Consider the following 10,798-nt stretch of genomic DNA (forward strand, 5'->3'; position numbering starts at 1 on the left):
CTACTTTCAATCATAACTCCACAATCGGCAATGTTCTCAGGTTTAAATCTTGCCTTCTTTAGTCTTAACCGACTGCAGCTGGAAGTGTTAACCAGTGATGGTGACGTTCACGCTAAAAAAGTATTGCGTATGCGGCGCGATTCAAACTTCTTACTCACTACAATTTTATGGGGCAATGTCGGTATCAATGTATTGCTCACGCTATTATCTGATTCTGTATTAACAGGGATGAGTGCATTTATCTTTTCAACCGCATTCATCACGATATTTGGTGAGATCACACCTCAGGCATATTTTTCGAGGAATGCCTTGAGAATGGCGTCAATGTTGGCACCTGTTTTGAGATTTTATCAAATATTGCTTTATGTCGTTGCAAAGCCATGCGCTAAATTCTTAGATATGTGGCTTGGTGTTGAAGGCATTGACTATATGCGTGAGCGTGACATCCGTGAGATTATCAAAAAACACGTTGAAGCTGATGAAGCTGAAGTCGAACATATTGAAGGGATTGGTGCGCTGAACTTTCTTCAGATCGATGACTTAGCTGTCTCCAAAGAAGGCGAAGACATCGATCCTTTGAGCTTAATTTCACTACACACAAAATTAGATTTACCAATCATTCCTGATTTTACTGCAACTCCTCAGGATGAGTTTCTAAGGCGTGTAGAAAAGTCGGGACATAAATGGGTTATATTGACAGACGAAAGTGATATACCTCATTTAGTCATGGATGCTGATGGCTTCCTACGTGCAGCATTGTTCCAGAACACAGAGACAGTTAATTTTTACCAATACTGTCATAGACCAATCATTGTTCATGATCCGGAAATGCCACTGGGAGACTTACTAAGTCGGCTCAAGTCTGATACTGAGGAAGATTCTGACGCTGTTATCGATAAAGATATTATTCTGCTATGGACTGAAGAACAAAAGCGAATTATCACGGGGGCCGATATATTAGGACGATTATTGAGAGGTATTGCTGCGCACCACTAAACCTAGGGGGCCGAGCACACATACCTACGTTGTGTGCTCGATCTGGAGACAAGCATATTCAGTCATTCAATCTGTTAAACCATCGGGACGATAATTCTCACGCTCATAATGTATTGGCAGCGCACGACCATATAAGTGCTTAGAATGTGCTGGTCTGTTGACATAATATGGGTCTGTCACATAGGTCGGCAAGGCAATGATCCGGCGTTTCTTACCTTCTACCTGAGTGACACGGTGCATGGAGAATCGCCCTTTGAAAATTTGCAAATCACCGGGTCGTAAGTCTAACTCTTTAACTCCTTCGCGACTGCCGTTGAGGATATCCTTAACACCCTCAAAGTTCTCATCTTGAGGATTACGAATATCCGCTGCGTACTCAAAGATACCGCCTTTTTCAGCTTCCTGAACTAACAGGCTGACAGTGAAATCATTGCCATCAAAATGCCAGGGGAAGTAGTTATCTTCATCCATCAGCGAGTAAGGGTTTGAACCCAAAGGGTCTGCCCAGGTATACAACGGCCAGATATTCAAACATTCCCCGATAAAACGGGTCACGATGGGAGAGTCATAAATAGCCTGCAAATCAGAGTCTTGCTCGAGGATATCAGAATTGATATAGCCACTACTGCGCTTTTGAAAGTATCGCTTGGGATGTCCTTCCGGCAGACTGGGGTCATCTTTTGTAAAATAAGGCGTATGACTGGATTCTGGCCAATAGGTTTGTGAATAAAGGCGTTCAGACTCTTCGCGCATTCTGTGTAATGATTCCGGAAGTAAAAAATCTTTAATTAATGCGCAACCATCATAATCTAAACGTTCCTGCGATTCCTTGATAATGCGTTTTGTATTCGCATTCTCCAAGTCATGAATCGGGTAACGTTTCAGGTCGATTATCTGTTCAAGTGAGCGAACTTGAAGTACGTCAAAATTGGCTACAGAACTCATAGTGATTATCCTCTGCTACGGTCAAATATTGGCTCAGGATCTAAGCCATTCTCAATACGTCTAATATTCTCTGAAATAATGCGTGCGGCACTGTTGGCTGTCGTCGGACCAGCCATGTGGGGGGTAATATTAACTTTGGGATGCCGCCACAAACGGTGTTCTTTGGGCAATGGTTCAACGCTCATTACATCTAGGGTCGCACTCGAGATTTTAAGTTTATCCAGTGCATTGATGAGTGCTTGCTCATCGACAATATCGCCACGGCTAATATTGATCAGATGACTATGTGGCGACATCATTTCGAGAAACTGCTCATCGATTAGATACTGGCTACGACTGTTTAATGCCAAACAGCTAATGACAACACTTACCGACTTTAATAAATCTGGTAGCGCGTCCAAGCCGTGATAAGACTGGATTTTATCAACTTGTTTTTCTTTGAAATCCCAAGCCTTGACATCAAAACCTGCAGCTTGAATGTTATGATTAACTTTGACTGCGATACGCCCTAGACCTAAGACTAATACCTTGAATGCTTCAGGAGGTGTCGTTTCTATGCGTTGCCAGTATTTATTCGCTTGTTGTACACGGTATTGGTCAAAATGACGCTGCGCATTGATTGTCCAATACAAGGCATAATTTGCCATCTCCTGAGACATCGTCGGGTCACCCAATGACACCAGCGGAACGTCCGGTAAATCAGAATCGCTTAACAGATGGTCCATACCTGCAGCCAATGACAAGATGCAATGCAGATTTGGATATCTTGCTAAGTCACCCGCCGGATGATTCCACACCAAGGCGTATTTGATTTCATCCGGCTCCGGTATATTTGGATAACTGTAAATGCGCATGTCAGGTAAGTACTTAGCCAATGCAAGAAGCCATTCCGCATTACCAGCATCACAATTATTGTTCAGTAAAATAGCCATTAATGGCAGTCTCCATAATAATTAATTGATATTTTTCAGTAATCCATCTAACAATTCAAACGAATATAAATGGACTGTTATATCGATTTAGTTGAATTAGTTTCTGCCGGAGTCACAAGCCTATGTACATCGATCACATCAAAACCTTTCTGGAGGTGACTAGCACAGGTAGTTTCCAACTAGCTGCAGAGAAACTGTATGTTACTCAGTCTACCGTTAGTGCACGCATTAAGGCATTGGAAGATCAATTGAATCGGCCTTTGTTTATTCGCAAGCGTAGCGGTGTGGAACTGACGGCGGGTGGTCAGCGTTTTCATCCACACGCATTGACAGTGGTACAGGCTTGGGGTCGTGCCAAGCAAGAAGTGGCGCTACCCGAAGCACTCACATCGATTACCAATCTGGGTATTCAGCTTAATCACTGGGATCAGTTAGCGACACCGTGGTTGCTATGGATGGAGCAACATATGCCAGAGAGTGCCACACAAATTATTGCGGAGTATTCTGATACATTGATGCGAAAAGTCAGAGATGGTGTGCTGGATCTGGCGGTGATGTACCAACCTCAACAGCGTCCGGGTGTTGCTATTGAACCTTTGATGTCTGAGTCACTGATCATGGTATCTAGCACGCCACGTAAAATATCTACAGGACAGGTGCCGGGGTATATCTTTGTTGATTGGGGCGATGCATTTCATACGGAACATAGCATGGCCTTTCCAGATGCTCCGACTCACCGTATGACCATAGGTTTGGGGGCCGTCGCTTTAGATCACATTTTGAAACGTGGTGGCTCGGGCTATTTTATCCAGAGTATGGTGACTGAGTTGGTTACCAATGGGCAGTTGTATCGTGTGGAAGATGCACCAGTGTTTCAGCGACCGCTTTATCTGGTGTATCAGGAAGAGCCGATTAACCCTGAGTTGCTTGAGGTGGCAATTCAGGGTTTGAAAGAGGTGAGTCTGGCCGTGAGCTGACACTATTTCACCCCCTTGCTTAGCGCAATAGTGCCATAAGCTTTGGCAATTCCCTTCACCGTCTCTAACAGCCCAAAGATGATTAACTATAGTGTAGTTAATTTATCTGAAATTGCCATGAGTGGCGTGTTATCTAGTCAGATTTAATTCCCGTCAAAAGTTCATTGACATAACAAGATTATCGATTTGAAGGATCATTTATATTCGTTTTACTTGTTTGGAGGGGGCGTGATAATTTCAATAGCAATCAACATTGCTACAGTGATTTAACACAATGCCAACCGTTAAGGAGTCGCACATGCATATCGCATTTTTTGGGCTGGGAAATATGGGAAATCCTATGGCAGTCAATTTGCTGAAGTCAGGAGACTACCAGCTTAGTGTATTTGACCTTGATAAATCCAAAGCGGCCAATTTACTAAGAGCTGACGACGGCAATGCCAGTGCAGAGTGGATCGACGATATTCCTGCAACCTTGGCAAATGCAGATGTCATTATGAGTTCTTTGCCGGGGCCTGTTCAGATCGCTGCATTTGCAGAGCAAAATGTATTTTTACATGCAAAAACAGGTGCTACATGGATTGATTTGAGTACGAATAATTTAGCGACCTGTCAGGATCTATTGGCAGCAGCAACTGAGCGGGGAATCGACTTCCTAGATTCACCGGTGTCAGGCGGAGATGAAGGGGCCAGAGCCGGCACACTCAGTATTTATGTAGGTGGCGATCAGACGGCCTTTGAAGCGCACCGTGATATCTATGAAGTGATCGGTTCAAACACAAAACATCTAGGCCAATCAGGCGCTGGTTATGCGGCCAAAATCTCTCAGGTGGTATTGTGTTATCTTCATTCCATCGCTTTGTCAGAAGCCTTGATGCTGGGAGTGAAAGCTGGCGTTAGTGCTTCGGAAATGCTGGATATTATTCAAAATAGTACTGGCAGAAGTTACGTCGCGGATCGCTATGGCCCATGTATGTTAAATGGTGATTATGACCCTTCATTTGCCTTGGGGTTGGCGCTAAAGGACATGCGACTGGCGATGGAATTGGCGGAAACCTTAGGCATTACTTTACCGATGTCGCAATTAGTGACAGATATTTATCAGGAAGCTTGTGAGACCTATGGCAAGGATGCAAATCACCTGATTGCAGTGAAATTATTGGAAGATGCCAGCGGCACATTGCTGCGGTCATGACGGCTATCTGTGACGCAATGGTCAATGATGATGACTGGAGTGACCTGGCTCAGTTTCATCCGATGCCAGAGATTGATCATCAACGATTGCATAGTTATCGCAGCAATCGTCTAAAGAATGAGTTGGTAAAAGCGGATGCAGCACTTTGTATCATGTTTAATCCTATCAGCATGCGTTATGCCGTCAATTACCGAAATTACGCGCTGTTTCAGTCGCATATTCCAACGACTTATCTGTTTTACCCGCAGCAAGGTCCCGTGGTTGCTTTTGGCGCTTATGAGCCAGACCCGCAGGGATTTGAGCTGCGTCACGGAAGACCGGTGACATATTTTGATGGTGGTGATGTGTTAGTTGCTGCCGCTGAAGCATTGGCAGATGATGTTGTCAATTTCCTGAGTGAAATCGGTACAGATAATCGACGTGTCGCGGTTGAATATGTTACGCCTGCAATCACACAAGCACTTGAGAGGCGTGGTTTGGAGGTAATCGATGGTGTGATGATCAGTGAGCATGCGCGAGTCATAAAATCAGCTGATGAAATTGCCTGTATGCGATGGTCAATCGCGGTCGCTGAGCTTGGTATTAGCAAACTGAAACAAGCAATCAAACCGGGTGTGAGTGAATTACAACTCTGGGCCTTACTCAACTACACCAGCCTTGCGAATAATGGTGATTGGCATGATGGCCGAATGCTGGCATCCGGGCCACGTATTAACCCTTGGCTACAGGAGGCTTCGCCTCGCAAACTGGAATCCGGTGATCTGGTCGGATTTGATACGGATATGGTTGGGCCGATGGGGTACTTCGCCGATATTTCCCGGACTTTTCACTGTGGCCCCGCTAAACCTACTCTCCGACAGAAACAATTGTACCGACTAGCTGTTGAAGAAATTACTTTCAACATGAATCTGGTCAAGCCGGGCATTGGTCTCCGTGAGTTTCAACAATTGGCCTGGCCTGTGCCTGAAGAGTTTCAGGCGAATGCTTACACCTGTGTTGCACATGCGGTGGGTATGTGCGACGAATATCCACAGATCAAACACATCTTCCGTATGGAAAACCCCTATGATTGCCAACTTGAGGCTGGAATGGTGATGTGTATTGAAAGTTATATTGGTGCGCAAGGTGAGCGTGATGGCGTTAAGCTTGAACAGCAGGTATTAGTCACAGACACAGGCTATGAGTTATTAACGAACTACCCATTTGAACCTGACTTACTGGAGTAACAAGGAATATTATGAAACAAGAAGTTAAAGCTGAAGATTTTAAAAGTGCTACTGCAACCAGTGCTGAGGAATGGCAAACACGTGTAGATTTAGCAGCAATGTTCCGACTCACCCAAATGATGGGCTGGGATGATACCGTTTGGAACCATAACACCGCACGTGTGCCAGGAACGGATCATCAATTCTTTATGCATCGCTTTGGACTGCTTTATGAAGAAGTCACAGCGTCAAACATGATCAAAGTTGATGAAGAAGGTAATGTGCTGGAAGGTCCTGCTGACGTCAATACTGCAGGCTTTGTCATTCATAGTGCTATTCATCTGAATCATCCTGAAAACCACTTTGTATTTCATGCGCATCCGCCCTCAGCGATTGCTGCAACGGTGTTTGAAGAGGGTATTCCGTTTTTGGTGCAGGATTCGTCCATGCTATACGGCAAAATTGGCTATCATGACTGGGAAGGTTTATCTGTAGACTTAGATGAGCGATTCCGTATCGCTGAGAACTTAGGTGATAACAAATGTTTGGTGATGCGTAATCACGGCTTCTTAACTGTCGGTAAGACGGCTGGTGAAGCGTTTATGAATATGTATTATCTGATTCGCCTGTGTGAGACTGCACTTCAGGCGCATGCTACGGGTTTGAAAATTGATCCGGCGGATTCGGCACTATGGAAAATGTCTTGTGAACAATACGAATCGTTTTCACCTGGTCTGCATGAGTGGCCTGCGCTGCTTCGTCGCGTTGATCGTCAGGATCCATCTTACAAAAACTAAGATAAATAGGCTCATGAAGTTTCTATGAAAATCAGCAAACTTACCACGCAACTGGTTAATGTACCGCTGGATAAGCCAATCAAAACCGCCATTCACGACATGCGTTCTGTGGGTTGTGTGTTGGTCTCGGTGCACAGTGATCAGGGGCTGGTGGGCGAGGGTTATTGTTTCACACTCAATGCCTTGAGATTAAAGGCGTTTGATGAGGTGATTCAGAGTTATACCCCGCTAGTTGGAGGGCAAGATGTAGATTTTGTTGAAGCAATCTGGGAGCAGATCTACCAGTCGGTTAATCCAATGGGGCAAAAGGGTATCACTATTGGTGCTCTGGCTGCGATAGATACAGCTTTGTGGGATTTGAAAGGTAAAGCTCTGAATCAGCCCTTACATCGTTTATTTGGTGCGTGCCGAAGTCGTATTAAAACCTATGCTTCCGGTGGTTTGTGGCTTTCACAGACTATCGATGAATTGATATCTGACGCTCAGCATTTTGTTGACCAAGGCTTCCGCTCTATGAAAATACGCGTCGGCAAAGACAATTGGCGTGAAGATGTAGAACGCGTCAGAGTAGTACGGGAGTGTATTGGTGATGATATCGAGTTGCTGGCGGATGCGAATCAGGCGCTCACAGTTAAGCAGGCAATCAAACTGGGTCATAAGCTTGAGCCTTATGAGCTAGCTTGGTTGGAAGAGCCTGTTGGTGCTCAGAATTTACAGGGGCATGCGGAAGTACGTAGTAGCTTGGATATGCCAATCGCGTCCGGTGAAACCGAGTACACCCGTTACGGCATGCGCGCCATGGTTGACGCCAAGGCCTGTGATATTTTAATGCCTGATTTGCAACGTATCGGTGGATTAACGGAAATGCGAAAAGTTGCAGCGATTGCTGCCAGTGTTGATATGCCAATCTCCACGCATATCTTCACTGAGCACAGTTTGTCTATCGCGGGTTCTTCGCCTAACTGTATTTCGGTTGAGCACATGCCTTGGTACACACCTCTGTTTAATGAAACCATGGAGTTGGAGGCCGGTGAGCTAATTATTCCTGAGCGAGCGGGCACTGGTTTTACATTTAATAAAGAAACGATAAAGCGTTTTCAGTTTGACTGAATTTGGTACTAAAGATATCGGTTTCACCGAATTGCAATTGATGATTCAAAAATATTGCTTATTCGGAACCGATAAGGTGTTGAAATGATTGCTGGTGGATCGCGTTAATAAGATACCACTTAGCAGTATTTCATTTTGACTTCCATACTGCGTGGTATTACTCTAGGTAATGATTGATAAGTTGGTAATACTATGGAGTGTTTGTTATGGGTGTTCTTGTTTCTACAATGACCCAAAAAGGTCAGGTTACCATTCCTAAGGATGTGCGTGAAATTCTACACCTTGTGACGGGGGACAAAGTGGAATTTTTGCTAAATAGCCACGGTGAAATTGTGATAAAACCTGTTACTCGAAAAGTGTCAGAGGTTGCAGGTATTTTGAGTAAATACAAAAGACGTAAATCTCTCACTATCGAGGAGATGGATAACGCAGTTCAACAGCAATTTAAGAATGACATCACATGAAAGCTGTAGATACGAATGTGCTTGTTCGTTTTCTCATACAAGATGATGAGATACAAACTCAAAAAGTAACCCAAATTCTGTCTGAGGCTGAAAAAATGAAACAGCCTTTGTTTGTTAGTCAAACCGTCGTACTTGAGCTTATTTGGGTACTTAGAAGTGCTTATGAAGTTCCCCGTCAGGATATATTACTCTCGATTAGTGAGCTTCTTTCAATGTCAGCACTTGAGTTTCAGGATCAGCAGGTAGTGCGTGATTTCGTCACAGCTAGCCATGACAATACTTACGACTTATCAGACTTACTGATCTCACAAGTTGCAAAAGGAGGTGGGTGCGACACAACACTGACCTTTGATAAAAAAGCAGCAAAATCACCACTCTTCACTGAGCTATAAACTTAGTTAACTACCTCAAATAAGGATATCAAATAAATCTCAGCGGCTTAAAATAACTTTGGCGTCACTGGCGCACCCATCGGATACGGCTGACCGTCATAGATCACCGGATATACATCCGATTCATTCTTTATAATTTTGAATTTGCTGGTCGAAGGATCGAAGCGATAGCTAACCTGACGATAACTACTCCCCGCATTGTGTTCAAACTCATCAATAGTCACCACCAATGTGTCACCTTGTTGGGTGATCTCGTATTTTGAACTTCCTAAGCCACCTGAGCCTGAGTAAAACGTAATATCTGTCACTTGTCGCCGGTAACGTTGACCCTGACTAAAGCACATAGCCACTCTGGCGCTATCGTCTTTGGTTTCCAAAAATACGTAGTCCGCTTTTCTGTCACGGTTATAGTCATAGCTAATCAAGCCGTTTTGTACCGGTGAGGTGAGGTTAGTTTCATAGCGGAAGTGGTGATTAATCTGCTTCACTGAGGTATACGCTTTAGTTGGGTCTTTACAGGCTTGGGGTATAGAGATTTGATTTTGTGGGTTGTTACCACTGCTTTTATTCTCCTGACACGTTTTTAATGCATCTTCACGAAAGCCACGTTCGGTAATAGCAAATGGTTCCAGCACAGTCAGACACCAATTAAATTGTCCTTGGCGGTCATTATTCCAGCGTGGCCCACTAAATCCACAACTCAGTGTTTTGCTTTTGGCAAATTGCTCAATGGCAACATCAGCATAATCATTACAAAAGCGAATGGCTGCCTGCTTATCCTGAATCTGTTGCAGAGTTGGAATTACAAAATCAGCCTGTGCGGATGTAGCAAAACTAAGACTTAAGAGAGACGCAACACCCCATACTGTTTGGTTGATTAATTTCATTGTTTCACCTTCTTGCTTAGAGCGTCTGCAGCAGCTTTTTCTTCCTGTGGGCTGTATAAAGTGGTGCCAAAACTATGGTTTGGATTATTACCTGGTATCACAGCCGGTAGGCCAATATGCTTGGTGTAGTCATCATTGATAAACGCAGCATCATCGCTGTACCACACCAGATTTTCGCCATACATTCCGCCTGTCAATTGCGCGTTTCCCAGAATAACAACGGGCCCCCGGCTGTAAACCGGGTCATGTGCAATAGTGCCATTACCGATGACTAAGACCGTGCCGGGGTCGCTATTAATTAACTTTCTGGCACTCGCGCCAGCCAACATACCACCAACGTAAATCGCCCGATAACGCGCCATTGCTTTTAAATTAAGCCCACCTGTCAACATTGCCTCGGCGACATTCGCCGGAATTTTATTGAAAGGATTACGAATCTGTACGCCATATTTGATGGCATCAATCGGGTGGAAATAGGTATTGTCGAGTTTCTTAAGTGACTGTTGTTGAAGAATGATTCTTTGAATGGCAGCCGCAAGGTCACGGTGTTTATCCTGAACCGCATTGGGCGATGCGCCTGCCTGAGTCGCGATAGCTGCTAACAGCAGAGAGCATACTGCTGTGGTGAGTATTTTTGTTTTAAGCATGATGACTCCAAGTCCGTTTATTATGTGCGTTATTTCCCTGATGTTGCATCTTTGGCATGACTGTTCGTGGTGTCTGGTCTCTCAAAAGATGATTAACTACTAGTGTAGTAAATTTGCCTGAAATTGCTATTGGTGGCGTGTTATTTATTCAACGATGATGATGCCACTTGGTCTGGCACACCGCTACATTTCCCTCGTATACAAGGTGCAGATATTTGTGGAAGGATTGTGGGAGCTATGGTCAAGAGTAG

Annotated in this window: 12 protein-coding genes; 8 read left to right on the top strand and 4 right to left on the bottom strand. The window is 44.4% G+C overall.

Annotated features, from left to right (window positions below; translation table 11 throughout):
• On the top strand, nt 1–996 hold a 996-nt coding region (locus DKW60_RS22190; protein ID WP_219988875.1), incomplete at its 5' end, for a DUF21 domain-containing protein.
• A 66-nt stretch (nt 997–1,062) separates the two neighbouring features.
• On the opposite strand, the gene DKW60_RS22195 is transcribed toward DKW60_RS22190, so the two are convergent.
• Both DKW60_RS22195 and DKW60_RS22200 read right to left on the bottom strand, forming a co-directional pair.
• Nucleotides 1,063–1,941 carry a HalD/BesD family halogenase gene (locus DKW60_RS22195; protein WP_109839846.1) on the bottom strand — a complete coding sequence of 293 codons (879 nt, stop codon included), beginning with the start codon at nt 1,939–1,941 and terminating at the stop codon, nt 1,063–1,065.
• Between the two features lie 5 nt (nt 1,942–1,946).
• The gene (locus DKW60_RS22200) at nt 1,947–2,873 is read right to left on the bottom strand and encodes a 2-hydroxyacid dehydrogenase (RefSeq protein WP_109839847.1); all 927 of its coding nucleotides are present in this window, start codon (nt 2,871–2,873) and stop codon (nt 1,947–1,949) included.
• Nucleotides 2,874–2,995: 122 nt separating this feature from the next.
• Between DKW60_RS22200 and DKW60_RS22205 the strand changes: the two genes are divergently transcribed.
• The 7 genes from DKW60_RS22205 to DKW60_RS22235 all read left to right on the top strand — a co-directional run bounded on the left by DKW60_RS22205 (nt 2,996) and on the right by DKW60_RS22235 (nt 9,013).
• Nucleotides 2,996–3,850, top strand: coding sequence for a LysR family transcriptional regulator (locus DKW60_RS22205; RefSeq protein ID WP_109839848.1), 855 nt, complete (start codon nt 2,996–2,998; stop codon nt 3,848–3,850).
• A 298-nt stretch (nt 3,851–4,148) separates the two neighbouring features.
• Nucleotides 4,149–5,045, top strand: coding sequence for an NAD(P)-dependent oxidoreductase (locus DKW60_RS22210; protein WP_109839849.1), 897 nt, complete (start codon nt 4,149–4,151; stop codon nt 5,043–5,045).
• A complete protein-coding gene (locus DKW60_RS22215; protein ID WP_219988876.1) occupies nt 5,042–6,271 on the top strand; it encodes a M24 family metallopeptidase in 1,230 nt (409 codons plus the stop codon). The genes DKW60_RS22210 and DKW60_RS22215 overlap by 4 nt, the downstream gene beginning before the upstream one ends.
• Before the next feature lie 11 nt (nt 6,272–6,282).
• On the top strand, nt 6,283–7,047 hold the full coding sequence (locus DKW60_RS22220; protein WP_109839850.1) for a class II aldolase/adducin family protein: 765 nt from the start codon (nt 6,283–6,285) through the stop codon (nt 7,045–7,047).
• A 24-nt stretch (nt 7,048–7,071) separates the two neighbouring features.
• A complete protein-coding gene (locus DKW60_RS22225) occupies nt 7,072–8,157 on the top strand; it encodes a mandelate racemase/muconate lactonizing enzyme family protein (protein WP_109839851.1) in 1,086 nt (361 codons plus the stop codon).
• Nucleotides 8,158–8,363: 206 nt separating this feature from the next.
• On the top strand, nt 8,364–8,621 hold the full coding sequence (locus DKW60_RS22230; RefSeq protein WP_109839852.1) for an AbrB/MazE/SpoVT family DNA-binding domain-containing protein: 258 nt from the start codon (nt 8,364–8,366) through the stop codon (nt 8,619–8,621).
• A complete protein-coding gene (locus DKW60_RS22235) occupies nt 8,618–9,013 on the top strand; it encodes a type II toxin-antitoxin system VapC family toxin (protein ID WP_109839853.1) in 396 nt (131 codons plus the stop codon). The genes DKW60_RS22230 and DKW60_RS22235 overlap by 4 nt, the downstream gene beginning before the upstream one ends.
• A gap of 47 nt (nt 9,014–9,060) precedes the next feature.
• On the opposite strand, the gene DKW60_RS22240 is transcribed toward DKW60_RS22235, so the two are convergent.
• Together DKW60_RS22240 and DKW60_RS22245 are read right to left on the bottom strand one after the other, a co-directional pair.
• Nucleotides 9,061–9,900 carry a hypothetical protein gene (locus tag DKW60_RS22240; protein ID WP_109839854.1) on the bottom strand — a complete coding sequence of 280 codons (840 nt, stop codon included), beginning with the start codon at nt 9,898–9,900 and terminating at the stop codon, nt 9,061–9,063.
• Nucleotides 9,897–10,547 carry a hypothetical protein gene (locus DKW60_RS22245; RefSeq protein WP_109839855.1) on the bottom strand — a complete coding sequence of 217 codons (651 nt, stop codon included), beginning with the start codon at nt 10,545–10,547 and terminating at the stop codon, nt 9,897–9,899. The genes DKW60_RS22240 and DKW60_RS22245 overlap by 4 nt, the downstream gene beginning before the upstream one ends.
• Between the last annotated feature and the right edge of the window lie 251 nt (nt 10,548–10,798).

The sequence above is a fragment of the Leucothrix pacifica genome (assembly GCF_003172875.1).
Classification (GTDB): Bacteria; Pseudomonadota; Gammaproteobacteria; order Thiotrichales; family Thiotrichaceae; genus Leucothrix; species Leucothrix pacifica.

What these genes read in the sequence shown, in the direction of transcription:
- DKW60_RS22195 (WP_109839846.1), bottom strand. Translation starts at nt 1,941, where the DNA reads ATGAGTTCTGTAGCCAATTTTGACGTACTTCAAGTTCGCTCACTTGAA.
- DKW60_RS22200 (WP_109839847.1), bottom strand. Translation starts at nt 2,873, where the DNA reads ATGGCTATTTTACTGAACAATAATTGTGATGCTGGTAATGCGGAATGG.
- DKW60_RS22205 (WP_109839848.1), top strand. Translation starts at nt 2,996, where the DNA reads ATGTACATCGATCACATCAAAACCTTTCTGGAGGTGACTAGCACAGGT.
- DKW60_RS22210 (WP_109839849.1), top strand. Translation starts at nt 4,149, where the DNA reads ATGCATATCGCATTTTTTGGGCTGGGAAATATGGGAAATCCTATGGCA.
- DKW60_RS22215 (WP_219988876.1), top strand. Translation starts at nt 5,042, where the DNA reads ATGACGGCTATCTGTGACGCAATGGTCAATGATGATGACTGGAGTGAC.
- DKW60_RS22220 (WP_109839850.1), top strand. Translation starts at nt 6,283, where the DNA reads ATGAAACAAGAAGTTAAAGCTGAAGATTTTAAAAGTGCTACTGCAACC.
- DKW60_RS22225 (WP_109839851.1), top strand. Translation starts at nt 7,072, where the DNA reads ATGAAAATCAGCAAACTTACCACGCAACTGGTTAATGTACCGCTGGAT.
- DKW60_RS22230 (WP_109839852.1), top strand. Translation starts at nt 8,364, where the DNA reads ATGGGTGTTCTTGTTTCTACAATGACCCAAAAAGGTCAGGTTACCATT.
- DKW60_RS22235 (WP_109839853.1), top strand. Translation starts at nt 8,618, where the DNA reads ATGAAAGCTGTAGATACGAATGTGCTTGTTCGTTTTCTCATACAAGAT.
- DKW60_RS22240 (WP_109839854.1), bottom strand. Translation starts at nt 9,900, where the DNA reads ATGAAATTAATCAACCAAACAGTATGGGGTGTTGCGTCTCTCTTAAGT.
- DKW60_RS22245 (WP_109839855.1), bottom strand. Translation starts at nt 10,547, where the DNA reads ATGCTTAAAACAAAAATACTCACCACAGCAGTATGCTCTCTGCTGTTA.